We start from the raw sequence: 19,492 nt of genomic DNA on the forward strand, positions 1-19,492 counted from the left end.
CCGGGGGCCGCCTCCCCGACCACACTGGGAGGGATGCGTCTGCGAACAACGGCGGTCGCGGCCGCCACCACCCTGCTGAGTGTCGGCGTGGCCGCGGTGGCGGCCGGACGGTACGCCACCAGCGCTGCGCTGAAACCGTCCGCCAACCGTCCGCTGCCGAACGAGGCGCCGCTGACCGTCCACGCGACCGCGGCCGGCCAGATCACCCTGACCCGTTCGCTCGCCTCGCTGCGCCCCGGCACCTACGGCCTCACCGGCCGCTCCTGCCACGCCGTCGTCGGCCCCGTCATCGAGGACGCCCCGCACCCCGCCGACTGCGTCGTACGCCGCCTGGAGCGGGTCACCCACGGCGAACTCACGCCCGGCACCCGGGTGCGGCTGACCCCCCAGGTGCACATCGGCAACCCACGGGACGCGCTCGGCATCGACCACGCCGACGTGGACGTGCCCGCCGAACTCGGTCCGCTGCCCGCCTGGTTCATCCCCGGCGAACGCTCCACATGGGTGATCACCACCCATGGTCTCGGCACCACCCGTGAGCACCCTATGGTCGTCATGCCCTTCCTGCGGCAGCTGCGGGTGCCGGTGCTCGACCTCGCCTACCGGGGGGACCCCGGCGCCCCGCGCTCCGAGGACGGCATATCCCACCTCGGCGACACCGAGTGGCGCGACCTGGACGCGGCCATCCGTTACGCGGTGTCGTACGGGGCGACCGGGGTCGTGCTGCACGGCTGGTCCATCGGCGCCTCGATGGCCCTCCACGCCGCCGCGAACTCCGCGCTGCGGCACCGCGTCACCGGCCTCGTCCTGGACTCCCCGGTGCTCGACTGGCAGGCCACCCTGCGCGCCCTCGCCGCGGCCCGCGGCATCCCCGCGCCGCTGCTCCCGCTCGCCCTGCGCGCCGCCGAGGGGCGCACCGGACTCCACGACAGCAGGCTCCCGGAGGTGGCCGACCCGGAGCGGCTGTCCGTGCCCACACTCGTCGCCCACGGCCCCGACGACACCCTCGCGCCCTGGCACGTCTCGCGCGAACTCGTCGACCGCAGACGGGATCTGGTGACCCTTCACACGGTGCGGCAGGCCCCGCACGCGGCCATGTGGAACGCGGACCCCAAGGCGTACGAGGAGGCACTGCGGCGCTTTCTGGTACCGCTCCTGTGAGCCCCGTGAGGCGACCTCCAAGCCCCGTGAGGCGACCTCCCGCGCCGCCCTGACCTCCCGCGCCGCCCGACCTCCTGTGGCGCCCGTAAGCCGCCCGACCTCCCGAGGCGCCCGTAAGGCGATCTGTAGCGGCCGTAAGGCGGTCGCGAAAGCGCGTGCCGGGCGGCGCGGGAAGCGTTCGCGGGGCGGCGGCGGAAGCGTCCGTAAGATGGCGTGAACCCTTCGCGGCGACCGCCGGACGGGTGCCGATTGGGCTTTCGGGCCGTCAAAGGCGAGACTGCTTCCGTGACGTCCCGTACTCCGCGCGACTCCCGGCTCCGACTTGTCCGCAACCGGCCGATGGCCACGGCCCGCCGGCCCGCGGTGAACCGCGGCTCAAGACCGGCGCCCCGTCCGCCGGAGGGCACTCCGCCCCCGTCGGAGCTGGCCAGACAGGCCAGGGCGGGGCTCACCGGGGCCGTGGCGATCGCCCACTGGGCCGCGGCCGAGCACGGCGCTCCCGGCGCCCTGTCCGACGAGGCCGCCGCCCGCGCCGCCGCGGCGCTCGGGGTGAGCGAGCGGGAGGTGCGGAGCGACTGGGACCGCGCCCGCCTCATCGGCCTCATCGAGCACCACGCGGGCACCACCCGCCCCGGCTGGCGGCTCCAGGCATGGGACCGGGACGACAGCGCGGTGCTGCGGGGCTGGGTCGCGCTCCTGGACGCGTGGTCCCTGGCCTGCCCCGCCCCCGAGACGGCCGAGCCGACGGCGGTCGCCGAGGTCGTCGAGGCCGTACCGCAGTTGCTCTCCCTGCTGCAGCTCTCGGCCGGTCCCGTGCAGATCTCCGCCCTGCTGGACATGCTCCGGCAGCGGGTCGCTGAACTGCGCACCGAGCGGTGCGAGGTCCCCCAGGAGGCCACGGAGCCCCGGGAGCCCGCCGATGGCGCCGGGGACGCCGCGAGTGCCGCCGGCGCCGACGACGCCAAGGAGGCCGAGGACGCCGAGGACGCCGCCACGCTGGAGGGGCTGCTCGACTGGGCCCTGGACGCCCTCTGGTCCGTCGGGGCGCTCACGGTGCGGGAGGGGCCCGAGGACGGGCCGGAGGGCGCCGGGAGCGCGGCCGACGACGCCAAGGGCGACGGCCGGGAGGCCGAACTGACCGCGCTCGGCAACTGGGCGGTGTGGGTCAAGCTGGAGCAGATCTGCGTCGCCGCCCAGAGCCCGGCCGGGAACATCGAGCAGCCCGCCGCCGACATGCTGCGCGGCTGTGCGGGCCTGACCCCGGGCCCCGCCCGCGCCGAGTACCGGGCCTGGCTGGCGGCCCGCCCCGTCGGCAGCGCCGTCACCGAGCTCATCGACGCGGCGCGCGGCGACGACGCGCTGCTGCGCGGGCTCGCCTTCGAGGCGCTGCGCGTCGTCGGGGCGCCCGCCGAGCCCCACGTACGGGCGGTCGTCGACGAATCGTGTCTGCGGCCGTACGCGCTCCTGTGGCTCGCCGAGCACGAGGGCGCCGACCCGGACGAGGCGCTGGACGCGCTCACCCGCGAGGAGGCCACCTGGCTGTGGGTGGACACCGCGGCGGCCATCTCCGACCACGGGGAGGGCCCGCTGCTCGTCCGCCACCTGGAGTCCGCCGTCCAGGGCACCGTGCCCGCGCTGCTGGCGGAGGTACGGGCCGTGGGGCACCCCCGCACCGTGCAGGTCCTGGTGGCGCTGGCCGCGGCCCACCCCGATCCGGCCCTGGCCAAGGCGGTGCGCCGGGCGGCCTTCCAGGTGCACACGGGCGGGGCCTGAGGGGAGCGGCGGCGGGGAAAGCCGGGGGAAAAACGACTTGCCCGCCCCGCTAAACTAGCCGCATGGCAATTCTCCTCGTGCATTAGACGGCGTCGGCCGCCCTCGTCCGTCCCGTCCGCCGTCCACCCTGCCCAGGAGTAATTCCCGTGATCACCGCCTCCGGCGTCGAGCTGCGTGCCGGCGCCCGTGTCCTCATCGAGTCCGCCTCCTTCCGTATCGCCAAGGGCGACCGCATCGGTCTCGTCGGCCGCAACGGCGCGGGCAAGACCACCCTCACCAAGTGCCTGGCCGGTGAGGGCATCCCGGCCGGCGGCACCATCACCCGCTCCGGTCAGGTCGGCTACCTCCCGCAGGACCCGCGCACCGGCGATCTCGACGTCCTCGCCCGCGACCGCATCCTCTCGGCCCGCGAGCTCGACTCCGTGCTCCGCAAGATGCGCGAGAACGAGGACCGGATGGCCAACGGCAAGGGCGCCACCCGCGAGCGCGCGATGAAGAAGTACGAGCGCCTGGAGACCGAGTTCCTCACCAAGGGCGGATACGCCGCCGAGGCGGAGGCCGCGACCATCGCCGCCAGCCTCGGCCTGCCCGACCGGGTGCTCGGCCAGCCGCTCCATACGCTCTCCGGAGGTCAGCGGCGCCGGGTCGAGCTGGCCCGGATCCTCTTCTCGGACTCCGACATCCTGCTGCTGGACGAGCCCACCAACCACCTCGACGCCGACTCGATCACCTGGCTGCGGGACTACCTCAAGACCTACAGCGGCGGCTTCATCGTCATCTCCCACGACGTCGACCTCGTCGAGACGGTGGTCAACAAGGTCTTCTACCTCGACGCCAACCGCTCGGTGATCGACATCTACAACATGGGCTGGAAGCTGTACCAGGCCCAGCGCGAGGCCGACGAGAAGCGCCGCAAGCGCGAGCGCGCCAACGCCGAGAAGAAGGCCGCGGCGCTCAACGCGCAGGCCGACAAGATGCGCGCCAAGGCGACCAAGACCGTGGCCGCGCAGAACATGGCCCGCCGCGCCGAGAAGCTGCTGGCCGGTCTGGAGGAGGCCCGGCAGTCCGACAAGGTCGCCAAGCTGCGCTTCCCCGATCCGGCCCCGTGCGGCAAGACCCCGCTGACCGCGGAGGGGCTGTCGAAGTCGTACGGCTCCCTGGAGATCTTCACCGATGTCAACCTGGCCGTCGACAAGGGGTCCCGGGTCGTCATCCTCGGGCTGAACGGTGCCGGTAAGACGACCCTGCTGCGGCTGCTGGCCGGGGTCGAGAAGCCGGACACCGGCCAGGTGACCCCCGGCCACGGGCTGAAGCTGGGCTACTACGCGCAGGAGCACGAGACGCTCGACCCGGACCGCACCGTCCTGGAGAACATGCGCTCCGCCGCCCCGGATCTCGACCTCGTCGACATCCGCAAGACGCTCGGGTCGTTCCTGTTCTCCGGCGACGACGTGGACAAGCCGGCCGGGGTGCTCTCCGGTGGTGAGAAGACCCGGCTGGCACTGGCCACCCTGGTGGTCTCCTCGGCCAATGTGCTGCTGCTGGACGAGCCCACCAACAACCTCGACCCGGCCAGCCGTGAGGAGATCCTCGGCGCGCTGCGCACCTTCGCCGGTGCGGTGGTCCTGGTGACCCACGACGAGGGCGCCGTGGACGCGCTCCAGCCGGAGCGGATCATTCTGCTGCCGGACGGTGTCGAGGACCTGTGGGGTCAGGAGTACGCGGACCTCGTCGCGCTCGCCTGACGAGCCCCGGCAGCGGGCGGGGCAGGCCCGGCGGAGGGGCAGGGGGCGGCGTTCCGGACGTCGCCCCAAGAGTCCGGTTCCTCCGGTCCGATCCCCTACTTGTAGATCATTCGGCCTAGGCGTGATCCATCATCTGAGTGAGAACGGCTGGTATCGCGGCGCGTCGCGGGCGACCGGCGCACACCACGTGCCGTGCGCCGGTCCGGATCTCTACGACGTAGCTCACGTATGCCCTGACCTGCCTCTTCGTCGGTGAACACGAAAGAGTGTCAGGTTGAACAGCGCCGGAATCCTTGCTTCCGAAGGCCGTCGTGCCGCGATTTCCCGCAATCCTTCATCCACAGACCTTGCCGAATGGGTGGCCAGGAAGCCCTGTAGGGGTGATCATGAGAGTCCAGAGCGCACTTCCCATGAGGAGGCACGGGTGGCCGAGACTCTGAAGAAGGGCAGCCGGGTGACCGGCGCCGCGCGCGAAAAGCTCGCGGCAGACCTGAAGAAGAAGTACGACTCCGGGGCGAGCATCCGGGCGCTGGCCGAGGAGACCGGCCGTTCCTACGGATTCGTTCACCGGATGCTCAGCGAATCCGGAGTTTCCCTACGGGGACGCGGCGGTGCGACGCGAGGCAAGAAGGCCGCCTCGGCCTGATCGCCCGCATGCTCCATCACCATCAGCAGGCAGGGACAGAGGTGCCACCCGGCTGATCGTCGGTTCGGCCGGGTGGTTACTGTGCAGTCACTTGTACTGACCGCACCCGACCGGAGGCCCCTGTGACCCTGCTCGACAAGGACGGCGTATCGCTCACCGTCGATGACACGGTCGCCACGGTGACCCTGAGCAACCCGGCGAAGCGCAACGCCCAGTCGCCCGCCTTGTGGCGGGCGCTGGCCGAGGCCGGAAGGCTGGTGCCGGGCACCGTGCGCATCGTGGTGCTGCGCGCCGAGGGCAAGTCCTTCTCGGCGGGTCTGGACCGTCAGGCGTTCACGCCCGAGGGGTTCGACGGCGAGCCGTCGTTCTTCGACATGGCGCGCGGTTCCGACAGCGAGCTGGACGCGACCATCGCCGGATACCAGGACGCGTTCACCTGGTGGCGGCGGAACGACATCGTGTCGATCGCCGCCGTCCAGGGCCATGCCGTCGGGGCCGGTTTCCAACTCGCGCTCGCCTGTGATCTGCGGGTCTGCGCGGACGACGCACAGTTCGCCATGCGCGAGACCAGCCTCGGGCTGGTGCCGGACCTCACCGGCACCCATCCGCTGGTCGGGCTGGTGGGATACGCCCGGGCGCTGGAGATCTGCGCCACCGGGCGCTTCGTCCATGCCGAGGAGGCCGAGCGGACCGGGCTCGCCAACCTCGTGGTGCCCGCCGCCGAGCTGGACGGCGCGGTCCAGGACCTGGCGGCGGCCCTGCTCGCCGCACCCCGCGACGCCGTGGTCGAGACCAAGGCGCTGCTGCGGGGCGCCGTGGACCGCACCTACGAGGAGCAGCGTGCCGCCGAGCGCGCCGCCCAGGCCCGCCGGCTGCGCGACCTGGCGGGGCTGGTGGACTAAGAGGGCGCGTTACGGACCAACGGGCGCCGATGGGCACTGGCGCGAACCGTTCAACGCCGCCCCCGGTGGGGCCGCCCGCGCCCGTCAGGGCATCCGCTGCGGCTCCACCGCCGGCACCGCCTCCAGCACCAGCACCGCCAGATCGTCGTCGATCGGCTCGGGGCTGAAGTCATGCGTGGCGCGCCGCACCCGCTCCGCGACCGCCTTGGCGCCCAGCCCCACACAGCCCCGCAGGATGTCCGACAGGCCGTCGTCGTCATCCAGCTGACGGAGGCCGTTGCGCCGCTCGGTCACCCCGTCGGTGACGCACAGCAGCGTCTCGCCGGGCTCCAGGGCCAGCGTGTCGGCGTGGAAGTCCGGGTTCTCGTCGATGCCGAGCAGCATCTGGGGGGAGGCGGCGGGCGCCACCGCGCCCTGGGTGGTCAGCCGCAGCGGCAGCGGATGGCCGGCGCTCGCCAGGGTGCAGCGGGCGCCGCCCCCGGCCGGGTCCGGCTCCAGCTCCCCGTAGAGCAGGCTCAGGAAGCGCGGCCGGGACTGCTCGCCGTCGATCTCCGCCGCCTCCGCGTCCTCCTCCACCAGCGCCTGGTTCAGCCGGTTGAGCACCGACTCCACCCCATGGCCCTCGCGGGCCAGCAGCCGGACCAGATGGCGGGCCAGTCCGGTGACCGACATCGCCTCGGGGTCGCTGCCCTGGACGTCGCCCAGCAGGAAGCACCAGCGGCGGCCGCCCATGGGGAACAGATCGTAGAAGTCGCCGCCGACGGTCTGCCCCTCGCCGTGCGGCTCGTAGACGATCGCCGTGTCCACCCCTGGGATGTGGGCGAGCGACATGGGCAGCTGGCGGCGCTGGAGCGCCCGGCTGATCGTGGCCTGACGGGTGTACTGCCGGGCCGTGGCCACCGCCTGGGCCACCCGCCGCGCCACGTCCTCCGAAAGCCGCACCACGCTCTCCGCCATGCGTGGCACGCCGGCCCGGCCGAGCAGCAGGACGCCATGGCTGCGGCCGTGTGCGATCAGCGGGAAGCACACCGCCGATCCGCCCGCCCCCTGGCTGTCCGCGACCCCGGGCCAGGGCCAGGAGGTGCCCGCGGAGCCGAGCCCGGTCGGCGGCGGATGCCGCTCCAGCGACACGCGGAGCGCGCCGATACGCTGCTCATTGCTGTGCCAGACGCGGGCGAGCTGCAGCCCGCCGCTCTCGGTGGTCAGCCAGACCGCGCACCAGTCGGCCAGCCGGGGCACCAGGAGTTGCCCGGCGAGAGCGGCCACCATGTTCTCGTCAAGCTGACCGGTGAGCAGTTCGCTGGCCTCGGCGAGGAAGGACGGTCCGCCGCGGTCCACCCAATCGGCGGTCGGATCGCGCTGCTCACGCGGCGATATGGGGGCCAGTGTCTCGGCGAACCGCAGCTCACGCCCGAGGGCGCTGGTGGGGACGGCGTCGAGCTCGGTCCCCGCTCGCTCGGCGTCCAGCCGGAACCAGACCGCCTTACGGGTGCGGTGATAGGTCACGCCCCAGGACTCGGCGAGCGCCCCGATCAGCTGGAGCCCGCGGCCGCGGCCCCGGCGCTGGGTCTCCGGTCCTCCGTAGACGGTGCTGGCGGGGTGGAGGTCCGCCACCTCGATGACGATCCCCGGCCGCCTCGGCACGTCCCTCGGCACATCGTCCGGACCGCTCGTCTCCTCGGGCCCGAGGGGGTCGTCCGCCGACCCGAAGTCCTCCCCGGTGGCGCCGTCGCCCGGCTGGAGCCGGCAGACCACCTCGACCTGGGTGCCCGCGTGCAGTACGGCATTGGTGACCAGCTCGCTCACCAGCAGCACCGCGTCGCCGATCGACCGCTCGTCGAGGGTGATCGGGGCGAACGCCTCCGCCGCGCTCCGTCCCGTGAGCGCCGTATGGACGAAGGCGCGTGCCGCGGCGGGCGCGCGCACGCTTCCGGGCAGCGTCGTCCGCGAGACGGACTCACGCGCGAGAGGAAACAGGGCTCCCACGTGCGGCTCCAGGGCAATATGGGCGGTTTAGGCCATCTAGGTGCCATATTATGACAGACAGGGGGATATGAATGATCTTTAAGGGACGACGCCATGGCTCTCGACCCGATCACCACCGACACTTCCCCGGCCCCGCCCGTGGAATGTCCGGAATCCGCTCGGCCGTCCGGCCCGGCGCGCGGTGAGGAGACCGCGACCGCAGCAGAGCTGCGGTCGCTGCTGGCGGCGATGAACGCCCTGTGCGACGGTGACTTCACCGTCCGCGCGGACACCTCGGCCGAGGGCGTGGTCGGCGAGATGGCCGGGGTCTTCAACCAGCTCGTGGTGCGCAACGCGCATCTGTCCGGGGAGCTGCACCGGGTGCGCCGCGAGGTGGTGCGCCAGGGCAGGCTGGACGAGCGGATCACCGCGAGCCCCGGCCAGGGGGCCTGGGCCACCACTGTGGACGCGGCGAATCAGCTGGTGGACGCCCTGGCCGGCCCGGTGTCCAACGCCACGCGGGTGCTCGACGCGATCGCCTCCGGCGATCTGACCCAGCGGGTGGATCTGCACGACGGCAACCGCCAGCTCCGCGGCGATCTGCGGCGGCTGGGACGCGGGGTGAACCGCACGGTGGACCAGCTGGCGCTGTTCACCGGCGAGCTGACCCGTATCGCCCGCGAGGTGGGCACCGAGGGGCGGCTGGGCGGCCGCGCCAAGGTGCAGGGGCTCTCCGGCGACTGGCGCATGGTGACGGAGGCCGTCAACACCATGGCCTCCCGGCTGACCGCGCAGGTCCGCGACATCGCCGAGGTGACCACGGCGGTCGCCCGTGGTGACCTCACCCGCCAAGTGACGGTCGAGGCCACCGGTGAGCTGCTGGAGCTCAAGCTGACCGTGAACACCATGGTCGACCAGCTGGGCGCGTTCGCCGACGAGGTGACGCGGGTGGCCCGCGAGGTGGGCACCGAGGGCGAGCTGGGCGGCCGGGCCCAGGTGCGCGGCGTCTCCGGGGTCTGGAAGGACCTCACGGACAGCGTCAACTTCATGGCGTCCAACCTGACGTCCCAGGTCCGCAACATCGCCCAGGTGACCACGGCGGTCGCCACCGGTGATCTCTCGCAGAAGATCACCGTGGATGCGAAGGGCGAGATCCTGCAGCTCAAGCTGACCGTGAACACCATGGTCGACCAGCTCTCCGCCTTCGCCGACGAGGTGACGCGGGTGGCCCGCGAGGTGGGGACCGAGGGACGGCTGGGCGGCCGGGCCCAGGTCCGCGGTGTCTCCGGGGTGTGGAAGGACCTTACGCAGAACGTCAACTTCATGGCGGACAACCTCACCTCCCAGGTCCGCAACATCGCCCAGGTCGCCACCGCCGTCGCGGACGGCGATCTGAGCAAGACGATCACGGTGGAGGCGAAGGGCGAGATCCTGCAGCTCAAGCTGACCGTGAACACCATGGTCGACCAGCTCTCCGCCTTCGCCGACGAGGTGACGCGGGTGGCCCGCGAGGTGGGGACCGAGGGACGGCTGGGCGGCCGGGCCCAGGTCCGCGGTGTCTCCGGGGTGTGGAAGGACCTTACGCAGAACGTCAACTTCATGGCGGACAACCTCACCTCCCAGGTCCGCAACATCGCCCAGGTCGCCACCGCCGTGGCGGAGGGCGATCTGAGCAAGACGATCACGGTGGAGGCCAAGGGCGAGATCCTGGAGCTGAAGTCGACGATCAACACCATGGTGGACCGGCTGTCGTCCTTCGCCGACGAGGTGACGCGGGTGGCCCGCGAGGTGGGCACCGAGGGCAACCTCGGCGGTCAGGCCCAGGTCCGCGGCGTATCCGGGGTCTGGCGGGACCTCACCGAGAACGTCAACTTCATGGCCCTGAACCTGACCTCCCAGGTCCGCAACATCGCCCAGGTGACCACGGCGGTCGCCAACGGCGATCTGTCGAAGAAGATCACGGTCGATGCCCGGGGCGAGATCCTGGAGCTCAAGGACACCGTGAACACCATGGTCCAGCAGCTGCGCTCGTTCGCCGACGAGGTCACCCGGGTGGCCCGCGAGGTCGGCACCGAGGGCCAGCTGGGCGGCCGGGCCGGAGTGCCGGGCGTGTCCGGGGTCTGGAAGGACCTTACGGACAACGTGAACTTCATGGCGTCCAACCTGACGTCCCAGGTCCGCAACATCGCCCAGGTCGCCACAGCCGTGGCGGACGGCGATCTGAGCAAGAAGATCGACGTCGACGCGCGCGGCGAGATCCTCGAGCTGAAGACCACCATCAACACCATGGTCGACACGCTCTCCTCGTTCTCCGACGAGGTGACGCGGGTGGCCCGCGAGGTCGGCAGCGAGGGCCGCCTGGGCGGCCAGGCCCGGGTCGAGGGCGTCTACGGCACCTGGAAGCGGCTGACCACCGGCGTGAACGAACTCGCCCTCAATCTGACCACCCAGGTGCGCGCGATCGCCGAGGTCGCGTCCGCCGTCGCCCAGGGCGATATGTCCGGGTCCATCTCGGTCGAGGCGCAGGGCGAGGTCGCCGAGCTGAAGAACAACGTCAATCTGATGGTCGCCAACCTCCGCGAGACCACCCGCGCGAAGGACTGGCTGGAGTCCAACCTGGCCCGTATCGCCTCCCTGATGCAGGGCCACCGCGATCTGGTCGAGGTCGCCGATCTGATCCTGAGCGAGCTGACCCCGCTGGTCAACGCGCAGTTCGGGGCGTTCTTCCTCAGCGCGGCCGGTGCCAGGCCCGGTGAGGGGCTCGAGCTCATCGCCGGATACGGCACCGATCAGGGCGCGGTCGGGGGCGACGGCCAGACGCCGCGGGCCGGTGTCCGGGGCCGCGGGCTGGTCGCCCAGGCGGCGGTGGAGAAGAAGCGGATCCTCATCAACGACGTCCCGCCCGACTACATCACCATCGACTCCGGGCTGGGCTCCGCGCTCCCGGCCAGCGTGGTGATCCTGCCGATCCTCTACGAGGACCAGGTGCTCGGAGTGATCGAGCTCGCCTCGTTCAGCCGGTTCAGCGATGTCCATCTGGCCTTCATCGACCAGTTCGTCAACACCATCGGCGTCTCGATCAACACCATCATCGCCAACGCCCGCACCGAGTCGCTGCTCTCCGAGTCCCAGCGGCTCACCACCGAGCTGCGCCAGCGCTCGAACGAGCTCCAGCGCTCCAACGCGGAGCTGGAGGAGAAGGCCGCGCTGCTGGCGACCGCCTCCCAGTACAAGTCCGAGTTCCTGGCCAATATGTCGCATGAGCTGCGCACCCCGCTGAACTCGCTGCTCATCCTGGCCCGGCTGCTCGCCGACAACCCCGAGGACCGGCTGTCCGCCCAGGAGGTGCAGTTCGCCGCCACCATCCACCGCTCCGGCTCCGATCTGCTCCAGCTGATCAACGACATCCTGGATCTGTCGAAGATCGAGGCGGGCCGGATGGACGTCCGGCCGAAGAAGCTGCCGCTGGTCAAGATCCTCGACTATGTGAACGCCACCTTCCGGCCGCTCGCCGTCGACCGGGGCCTGTCGTTCGAGATCGCGGTCGGCGAGGACGTACCGCGCGAGATGTTCTCCGATGAGCAGCGGCTCCAGCAGATCCTGCGCAATCTGCTCTCCAACGCCCTGAAGTTCACCTCGTCGGGCGGGGTGACGCTGCGCGTCGAGCGCGCCCCGGCAGCGCAGTTCGAGGAGGAGACGCTGCGGGCCGCGGGCGCCGTCATCGCGTTCTCCGTCACCGACACCGGTATCGGCATCCCGCCGGAGAAGCTGCCGGTGATCTTCGAGGCGTTCCAGCAGTCCGACGGCACCACCAGCCGGAAGTACGGCGGGACGGGCCTCGGCCTGTCCATCAGCCGGGAGATCGCCGGAATGCTCGGCGGCCGGATCGTGGCCGAGAGCGAACTGGGCGTCGGCTCCCGCTTCACCCTCTACGTCCCCGCGCACTACAGCGGCGTCGCCCCGGCCCCCGACCCCTCGGACCCCAGGGCCACCGGCTCCACCGTCCCGGCGGTCGCGCCCGCCTCGGACGAGACGCTGCCGGACACCGCCGACCACGCCCCGAGCGGGGTCTTCGGCGAGGCGGACAGCCTGGACGCCGGCCGGCTCGCCACCCGGGCCCCGGGCGGCGGGGCGGAGGCCGAGGCCGGGAGCAGCGGGGAGAGCGAGGGCGAGGACCACGACGACGGCTGGCCGGGAACCACCCGGCTCAAGGAGTGGCAGCGCGGACGCCCCGGCCAGGTGCTGAACGGCCGCCGCATCCTGATCGTCGACGACGACATCCGGAACGTCTTCGCGCTCACGCATGTGCTGGGCCGGGTCGGCATGACGGTGAAGTACGCGGAGAACGGCCGCGAGGGGCTGGAGGTGCTGCATCGCAACCCGGACGTCTCGCTGGTCCTGATGGACGTGATGATGCCGGAGATGGACGGGTACGAGACGATCCGGGCCATCCGCTGCACGCCGCGTCTCGCCGATGTGCCGATCCTCGCCCTGACCGCGAAGGCCATGCCCGGCGACCGGGAGAAGGCCATCGACAGCGGCGCCAACGGCTATGTCCCCAAGCCCGTGGACGTCGACCGGCTGATGTCGGCGATCCTCGATCTGCTCGATCCGGACAGTGAGGTGGGGGAGCCGGGCCGGCCCGGAGAGTCGGGTGAGTCGGGGGAGGCGGGCGAGTCCGGGAGCGGTGACGCCACGTCCGATGGTGAGACCGCCGCGCCTGCCGAGACCGGTCCGCCGAGGCCGAGGCAGGGGGAGAGATGACTACGAGCGTGCCCGAGAAGGCCGGAATCCTCATCGTCGACGACATGGAGGAGAACCTGATCGCGCTGGAGGCCGTCCTCGGCCCGCTCGATCAGCAGCTCGTCCGTGCCCGCTCCGGCGAGGAGGCGCTGAAGGCGATGCTGCGGCAGGACTTCGCCGTCGTTCTGCTCGACGTCCTGATGCCGGGCATGGACGGCTTCGAGACGGCCGCCAACATCAAGCGGCTCGACCAGACCAAGGACGTCCCGATCATCCTGCTGACCGGGACCGACGCCGACTCCGACTACGCCTACCGGGGCTATGCGATCGGCGCCGCCGACTTCCTCACCAAGCCGTTCGACCCCTGGCTGCTGCGGACGAAGGTCAATGTGTTCCTGGAGATGCACCGCAAGAACCGCCTGCTCGAGGCGCGGACGGAACAGCTGGCGGACCGGGTCGAGGAGCTGGAGCGCACGGTCGAGGGGCTGCGGAAGTACGCCGAGGAGTGAGTGACCGGCCGGGGCTGGTTCCGGTCAGGGCTCCACGGCCGTGACGAGGACGGCCACCGTGGGCGGCTGGTCTCCCGGGCCCGGGGCGGCCTCCGCCACCGCCGTTCGTACCGCCCTCGCCACGTCCACGGCGCGGTGATCCGCCGCCACGGCCAGTTCGATCCGGATGTGCGCACCCTCGATCCGCACGGCCCGGGGCGAGCCCAGCACCGGCGCCAGCCGGGCGACGCCGGGCACGGAGGCGGCGGCGCGGGCGACGGCCGCGGTGGCGGGGTCGGATTCCGGGCGCTCGATCCGGTGGGGGCGCGGGGTCTCCGGGGACGGGGCCGGGAGCTCGGCCAGCACCTCCGTCACCCGTATGTCCACCGCCTCCACCAGGAGACCGAGCCGGTCCGTCGCCGCGTCGAGCAGTGCGTCGCGCAGCCGGTCCGCCGTCACCGGAAGCGGTTCCTCCAGCGTCGCCCCGCACTCCGCCGCGATGCGCAGGGGCCCCGGCGGCAGCGCGCTCGGCGGGGGCGGGACCGCGGGCGTCCCGGCGGTGCCGGGGTCGGCGGGCCCGATCCGCAGCGCTCCCAGATGTGCTCCGGGCACCTCGGCGGCGGCCCGCCCGAGCACGTCGCTCGCCGCGCGTTCGGTGATCCAGGAGCCGTCCTCCCGCGTGCCCAGGGGCAGCAGCCGACCGAGCCGCAATTGCTCCCTTACGGTCTGCGCGAGCCGGTCCGTGACCACCGTGTCACCCCTTACCGCCGTACGGACGTGAGCCCCACCGCTCTCAGCCTGCCGTATCGATCGCGCGAGTGCCGCATCTCCGAAGCGGTTCGGGGAAGGCCCCTTTAAGGTGGCAAGTAGAGCGAACGGAAACCGCTTCCACCGCTCTTCGCTCGGAAGGGACGATCGGTGATGTCCGAGACCACACCACGGAACCGACCCGAGAACCCCGCCACGGAACCCGCCGCCGGTACGCCCAAGACGCTGGGCGCCGGGACCGGCGTCGCCCCGGCGGCCGCCGCCACCGATCGCAACCGGCGGGGCGGAGGCGACCCGGCCGCGCGGGGGCGCACCACGATCGCCGATGGCGTCGTGGAGAAGATCGCGGGTATGGCGGCCCGCGATGTGGTCGGCGTCCATGCGATGGGCGGAGGTCTCGCGCGTACCTTCGGGGTCGTACGGGACCGGGTGCCCGGCGGCCGGTCGGTCACCCGCGGGGTGAAGGCGGAGGTGGGGGAGGTACAGACGGCCCTCGACCTGGAGATCGTGGTGGACTACGGCGTCTCCATCGCCGATGTCGCACGGGCCGTACGGGAGAACGTGATCGCGGCCGTCGAGCGGATGACCGGCCTCGAGGTCGTCGAGGTCAATATCGCGGTCAGCGATGTGAAGTTGCCGGACGAGGAAGAGGAATCGCCGGAGCCGCGGCTCCAGTAGGCCGGCAGCGGTTCCGGTTGGCTCCAGCGAAGGAGCACACGATGAGCATGGCCGTGGTCGGGATGATCGCGGGAATGGCGCTGGCTTTCGCGGGTTATTTCGGTGGTTTCGGGGCCTTTCTGCTGGTGGCGGCGTTGGGAGCCGTCGGGTTCATCGTCGGCCGGTTCCTGGATGGTGATCTGGAGCCGGGCGACTTCTTCCGTTCCCGTGGCCGGGATGGGCGGCCACGGTGAGCGCCATGACGACCGTAAGGACGTGCCGTGGTGGAGCCGGGTGAGCGGGGTGCGACGCGGATCGCGGACCGGGTCGTTGCGAAGATCGCCTCGCAGGCGGCGCGGGAGGCGTTGCGGGGTGGCGGCGCGGCGGCTGCCGGTGCGAATACGGGTGCGGGTGCGGATATCGGTGCGGATGCCGGTGCGGCTGCCGGTGCGGGCCCCGGTGAGGCCGCCCTCGCCGGTGGCGTCGGCGCGCGGCCGTACGCGGTCGCCGCGGTGCGCGGGGGCGTCGCGCGCGTCCGGATCGCCGTCGAGCTCGGCTATCCCTCGGACATCGGCGCGCACTGCGGTGCGGTGCGTCGTCAGGTGATCGAACGGGTAGGCGAGTTGACGGGCATGGAGGTGCCCGAGGTCGCGGTGACGGTGGAACGGCTGCATGTGCCGCGGTGGGAGCGCCCGGAGCGCGGGGCGCGTCGGGGGAGGGACAGGGTGCGATGAACGCGGACCAGAAGATACGTCAGTCCACCTCGGCGTCGGCGTACGGCGCGAGGGCGGGTGCGGGTGCCGGTTCCGGTGCCGGGGACGGGGATCCGCCCGGGCGCGTCCGGCGCTTCTGGTCCGAGCGGCGGGTACCGGCCGGGATCGCCGCCCTGGTCATCGCCGCCGTCAGCGGGCTGCTGCTGTACGACGTGGCGGCCGTGCGCTCGGGGCGGCGCGCCCTGCGGTGGCGGGACTGGCTCGCCGATGAACTCGCCTCGCGGCCGCTGGACGACGCGTGGGTCATGGGCGGGGCGGCGCTGCTGGCGGCGCTCGGGGTGGGGATGGTGATCCTCGCGATGGCGCCGGGGCTGCGGGGGCTGCTGCCGATGCGCGCGCCGGAGCCGGAGCCGGAGCCGGGGCCGGAACCGGAGTCCGGGGCCGGGGCTGTCGTTCGAGCCGGAATCGACCGGACGTCGGCGGGGCTGGTGCTGCGCGACCGGGCGATGGAGGTGCCCGGTGTGCGATCGGCCCGCGTGGACGTCGGCCGGCGGCGGATCAGGGCCCGCGCGCTGGCCCACTTCCGCGACCTCGACGAGGTACGCGCGGATCTGGACGCCGCCCTCCACGAGGGCATCCGCCAACTGGGCCTGGCCCGGCCGCCCGCCCTCTCCGTTCACGTCCGGCGCTCGGCGAAGTCGAAGGGGTGAGCGCGCCATGCTGAGTGTCGTCAACCGGGTGCTGCTGGGGCTCGTGGGCCTGGTGCTGGCCGGTGCGGGCGCGGTGGTCCTGGCCGGGTGGCCGCCGTTCGACGGCCGCGACGATGTGCTGCTCAGCCGGGCGGACCGCACGCGGTGGCGGGACACCGGGTGGTGGTGGCCCGCCGTCATCGCGGCGCTCGCGGTGCTGTTCGTGCTTTCGCTGTGCTGGTTCCTGGCCCAGCTGCGACGGCGTCGGCTCCAGGAAGTGCTCGTGGAAACGGGCGACGGCGAGGGCGCCCTGCTGCGCGGCCGCGCCCTGGAGGCCGCGCTGCTGTCGGACGCGGAGTCGCTGGACGGCGTGGAGCGCGCCCACGTCCTGCTACGGGGCCGCCGGACGACGCCGGAGGCCCGGATGGGCTTGGCGCTGGACGCGCGGGCGGACCCGCTGTCGACTCTGGACGCGGTCCGAGCGGATGCTTTGGAGCGCGCCCGCGCTTCGGCGGGGCTGGAGCGGCTGCCGGCGGAGGTGCGGCTGAGGGTGGCGCGGCATGGGGCGGAGCGGGCGCGGTAGCTCTGCGAGCGCGAATGCGCGCCGCGACCCCCGCCCACCCGTGTTCGCCTCCGGCGGGCATTCCCCACCCCGCCCCTCCCCGAAACGCAGGGGCTCCGCCCCCACGACCCCCGGGGGGCTTCGCCCCGAGCCCCGTGCCGGGTTGTGCCCCTGCGGCCCGCGGGGCTGAGCCCGACGTCTTCGCTGGGGTTGCGCTCCACGGCGCCCGGGGCTGCGCCGCAAGCTGCCTGCCGGGGGCTTCGCTCTCACGCTCACGCCCCCGGGGGGCTTCGTCCCGAGCCCCGTGCCGGGGTTGTGCCTCTGCGGCCCGCGGGGCTGAGCCCGACGTCTTCGCTGGGGTTGCGCTCCACGGCGCCCGGGGCTGCGCCGCAAGCTGCCTGCCGGGGGCTTCGCTCTCACGCTCACGCCCCCGGGGGGCTTCGTCCCGAGCCCCGTGCCGGGGTTGTGCCTCTGCGGCCCGCGGGGCTGAGCCCGACGTCTTCGCTGGGGTTGCGCTCCACGGCGCCCGGGGCTGCGCCGCAAGCTGCCTGCCGGGGGCTTCGCTCTCACGCTCACGCCCCCGGGGGGCTTCGTCCCGAGCCCCGTGCCGGGGTTGTGCCTCTGCGGCCCGCGGGGCTGAGCCCGACGTCTTCGCTGGGGTTGCGCTCCACGGCGCCCGGGGCTGCGCCGCAAGCTGCCTGCCGGGGGCTTCGCCCTCACGCTCATGCCCCCGGGGGGCTTCGCCCCGAGCTCCGTGCCGGGGTTGTGCCCCCCGCGACCCCTGGGGCTGAGCCCGACGTCTCCGCTGGGGTTGCGCCCCACGGCGCCCGGGGCTCCGCCCCCCACGCCCCACCTGCATGCCCCTGCTGGGGCTCTGCCCCCGCGACCCTGGGGCTGCGCCCCACGGCCCCCGCCTGGACTCCGCCCCCGGCCCCGCTTCTCAAGTGCCGCCGGGGCTGCGGAGAGAACCGGCCGTGCCTGGCTCCGCGCGGTCCGGTATCCGGTGGCGGGTCGGTGTCACGGGCGGGGCGGGTACCGGGCTGGGTGTGGGCTCGCCCGGACGTCAGCCTCTCCGGCGTTTGAGGAGCGGGGTCCGGGGCGGAGCCCCGGTGGGGGTCTAGGGGGCGGAGCCCCATAGGTTCGGGAAGGGGCGGGGAGGGGAAATGCGCCGACCGCGCCCACAGCCCGCGCTTGGCGTCCAGCCGCGCCCAAATCTTGGGCGGAGCCCCGTGGGCCCCAAGCCCCCTCAGATGTTGTGGAGGGCCCCGCCATCCACCGGAAGCATCAGCCCGGTCAGATACGACGCCGCAGGCGAGAGCAGGAACGCCGCGGCCTTGCCGAATTCCTCGGGCGTCCCGTACCGCCGCAGCGGAATCGCCGCCGCGTTCCGCTCCCGCGCGGCCTCCGCGTCGCCGGAGAGGGAATCGAGCTCGCGCACGCGGTCGGTGTCGATGCGGGCCGGGAGGAGGCCCACGACGCGGATGCCGCGGGGGCCGACCTCGAGGGAGAGGGACTTGGCGAAGCCGGCGAGGCCGGGGCGCAGGCCGTTGGAGACGGTGAGGCCGGGGATCGGCTCGCGGACGGAGCCGGAGAGGACGAAGCCGATCACGCCCCCGGAGGGGAGCTGCTCGGCGGCGCCGCGGGCAAGGCGGACGGCGCCGAGGAAGACGGAGTCGAAGGCGGCCTGCCACTGGGCGTCGGTGATGTCGGCGGTCAGCCCGGCCGGCGGGCCGCCGACGCTGATGAGGACGCCGTCGAAGCCCCCGAAGCGCTCCCGAGCGGTGGCGATGAGGCGGGCCGCCGCCTCGGGGTCGGCGTTGTCGGTGGCGACCCCGACCGCGTTCGGCCCGAGGTCGGCGGCGACGGCGGCCGCCGTATCGGCGTCGCGGCCGGTGATGACGGTCTTCGCGCCGTCGGCGATCAGCTCACGGGCGGCCGCGAGCCCCAGCCCGCGGGTGGCCCCGGTGATGATGTACACCCGGTCTTTGAGTCCAAGATCCATGGGGTCAGTCTGCCCTGGGCCGCTCCGCGAGGGTGAGGGCGGTCCCCACCAGTCCGATATGGCTGAACGCCTGCGGGAAGTTACCGAGCTGCCGGTCGGTCGCCGGGGCGTACTCCTCGGCGAGCAGCTCGACGTCGTTGCGGAGAGCGAGGAGGCGTTCGAAGAGGGCCCGACTCAAGGACGAGGGAGTCGTCGAGGTAGCCGTGGCGGGTGCAGGCGCCCGCGCCCTTGGGGGCGGGCCGCCAGTGGCCGTTGTCGCGGTCGCCGAGGAGCGCGGCGAAGCGGGCGGGGGAGTCGAAGCGGGGCAGGCACAGCCAGTCGATCGAGCGGTGGTGGCTGACCAGGGCCGCCGTCTGGTGTCACCGATGAGGGCGGGGCCTGCGGGGTGTCCGGCGGGTCGTGACGCCTGCGGCGGGCTGTTCCCCTCCCCGCCCCTTCCCGAACCTGGGGCCGCCCCCCAGACCCCGAGTGGGGCCGGGGCCGCGCCCCAGACCCCGAGTGGGGCCGGGGCTGGGCCCCAGACCCCGAGTGGGGGCGGGGTTGTGCCTCCGATCCCGTGTGGGGCCGGGGCTGCGCCCCAGACCCTGGAGGGCCGGTGGCGCAGCCCTGCCGCGCGGCGGAGCCGGGGTTGTGCCTCAGGCCCTGTGTGGGGGCGGGGTTGTGCCTCCGATCCCGGGT

General features: G+C 72.9%; 16 protein-coding genes and 1 pseudogene. 12 read left to right on the top strand and 5 right to left on the bottom strand.

All coding sequences use genetic code 11. The features are described 5' to 3' along the window. The first annotated feature begins 33 nt into the window (after positions 1–33). From IEJ02_RS17745 to IEJ02_RS17765, 5 genes are all read left to right on the top strand, one after another. Positions 34–1,161: an alpha/beta hydrolase gene (locus IEJ02_RS17745; protein WP_191065764.1), complete on the top strand. Its 1,128-nt coding sequence runs from the start codon at positions 34–36 to the stop codon at positions 1,159–1,161. A 285-nt stretch (positions 1,162–1,446) separates the two neighbouring features. Beyond that, a complete protein-coding gene (locus tag IEJ02_RS17750) occupies positions 1,447–2,934 on the top strand; it encodes a hypothetical protein (RefSeq protein WP_370467071.1) in 1,488 nt (495 codons plus the stop codon). A 146-nt stretch (positions 2,935–3,080) separates the two neighbouring features. Further along, positions 3,081–4,679, top strand: coding sequence for an ABC-F family ATP-binding cassette domain-containing protein (locus tag IEJ02_RS17755; RefSeq protein ID WP_191065765.1), 1,599 nt, complete (start codon positions 3,081–3,083; stop codon positions 4,677–4,679). A 424-nt stretch (positions 4,680–5,103) separates the two neighbouring features. After that, on the top strand, positions 5,104–5,325 hold the full coding sequence (locus tag IEJ02_RS17760; RefSeq protein ID WP_009718933.1) for a helix-turn-helix domain-containing protein: 222 nt from the start codon (positions 5,104–5,106) through the stop codon (positions 5,323–5,325). Between the two features lie 122 nt (positions 5,326–5,447). Next, the gene (locus tag IEJ02_RS17765; protein ID WP_191065766.1) at positions 5,448–6,227 is read left to right on the top strand and encodes an enoyl-CoA hydratase/isomerase family protein; all 780 of its coding nucleotides are present in this window, start codon (positions 5,448–5,450) and stop codon (positions 6,225–6,227) included. Positions 6,228–6,311: 84 nt separating this feature from the next. On the opposite strand, the gene IEJ02_RS17770 is transcribed toward IEJ02_RS17765, so the two are convergent. After that, entirely contained in the window at positions 6,312–8,213 is a 1,902-nt protein-coding gene (locus IEJ02_RS17770) for a SpoIIE family protein phosphatase (RefSeq protein ID WP_191065767.1), read from the bottom strand. Between the two features lie 93 nt (positions 8,214–8,306). Here IEJ02_RS17770 and IEJ02_RS17775 point away from each other — a divergent pair, with 93 nt between their 5' ends. After that, positions 8,307–12,956: a HAMP domain-containing protein gene (locus tag IEJ02_RS17775; RefSeq protein WP_191065768.1), complete on the top strand. Its 4,650-nt coding sequence runs from the start codon at positions 8,307–8,309 to the stop codon at positions 12,954–12,956. Next, positions 12,953–13,444, top strand: coding sequence for a response regulator (locus IEJ02_RS17780; RefSeq protein WP_191065769.1), 492 nt, complete (start codon positions 12,953–12,955; stop codon positions 13,442–13,444). Before IEJ02_RS17775 ends, IEJ02_RS17780 begins: the two co-directional genes overlap by 4 nt. A 24-nt stretch (positions 13,445–13,468) precedes the next feature. On the opposite strand, the gene IEJ02_RS17785 is transcribed toward IEJ02_RS17780, so the two are convergent. Then, the gene (locus IEJ02_RS17785) at positions 13,469–14,173 is read right to left on the bottom strand and encodes a nucleopolyhedrovirus P10 family protein (protein WP_191065770.1); all 705 of its coding nucleotides are present in this window, start codon (positions 14,171–14,173) and stop codon (positions 13,469–13,471) included. 171 nt (positions 14,174–14,344) lie between these two features. On the opposite strand from IEJ02_RS17785, the gene IEJ02_RS17790 reads away from it, so the two are divergent. The 5 genes from IEJ02_RS17790 to amaP are packed head-to-tail and all read left to right on the top strand — an operon-like array spanning position 14,345 to position 16,833. Next, positions 14,345–14,869 carry an Asp23/Gls24 family envelope stress response protein gene (locus IEJ02_RS17790; RefSeq protein WP_191065771.1) on the top strand — a complete coding sequence of 175 codons (525 nt, stop codon included), beginning with the start codon at positions 14,345–14,347 and terminating at the stop codon, positions 14,867–14,869. A gap of 41 nt (positions 14,870–14,910) precedes the next feature. Continuing rightward, positions 14,911–15,102 carry a hypothetical protein gene (locus tag IEJ02_RS17795; protein ID WP_020872298.1) on the top strand — a complete coding sequence of 64 codons (192 nt, stop codon included), beginning with the start codon at positions 14,911–14,913 and terminating at the stop codon, positions 15,100–15,102. A gap of 30 nt (positions 15,103–15,132) precedes the next feature. Further along, positions 15,133–15,582 carry an Asp23/Gls24 family envelope stress response protein gene (locus IEJ02_RS17800; RefSeq protein ID WP_275560383.1) on the top strand — a complete coding sequence of 150 codons (450 nt, stop codon included), beginning with the start codon at positions 15,133–15,135 and terminating at the stop codon, positions 15,580–15,582. Further along, positions 15,579–16,271 (top strand): DUF6286 domain-containing protein, encoded by a 693-nt coding sequence (locus tag IEJ02_RS17805; RefSeq protein WP_223863985.1) that lies wholly within the window; start codon positions 15,579–15,581, stop codon positions 16,269–16,271. Before IEJ02_RS17800 ends, IEJ02_RS17805 begins: the two co-directional genes overlap by 4 nt. Positions 16,272–16,278: 7 nt before the next feature. Beyond that, complete coding sequence (gene amaP / locus IEJ02_RS17810; protein ID WP_191065772.1) at positions 16,279–16,833, top strand: alkaline shock response membrane anchor protein AmaP; 555 nt, start codon at positions 16,279–16,281, stop codon at positions 16,831–16,833. A gap of 1,225 nt (positions 16,834–18,058) precedes the next feature. Here the strand turns inward: amaP and IEJ02_RS17815 are convergent. The 3 genes and pseudogenes from IEJ02_RS17815 to IEJ02_RS48620 form a co-directional block, all read right to left on the bottom strand. Further along, positions 18,059–18,814 (bottom strand): SDR family oxidoreductase, encoded by a 756-nt coding sequence (locus IEJ02_RS17815; RefSeq protein WP_191065773.1) that lies wholly within the window; start codon positions 18,812–18,814, stop codon positions 18,059–18,061. Positions 18,815–18,818: 4 nt separating this feature from the next. After that, positions 18,819–18,992, bottom strand: a complete 174-nt coding sequence (locus tag IEJ02_RS17820; RefSeq protein WP_191065774.1) for a glycoside hydrolase family 15 protein — start codon at positions 18,990–18,992, stop codon at positions 18,819–18,821. Continuing rightward, positions 18,943–19,181, bottom strand: a pseudogene (locus IEJ02_RS48620) (trehalase-like domain-containing protein); the annotation flags it as partial. The gene IEJ02_RS17820 and the pseudogene IEJ02_RS48620, both read right to left, overlap by 50 nt. Positions 19,182–19,492 lie beyond the last annotated feature (311 nt).

This window comes from Streptomyces sp. 5-10 (assembly GCF_014712245.1).
GTDB lineage: Bacteria > Actinomycetota > Actinomycetes > Streptomycetales > Streptomycetaceae > Streptomyces > Streptomyces violaceusniger.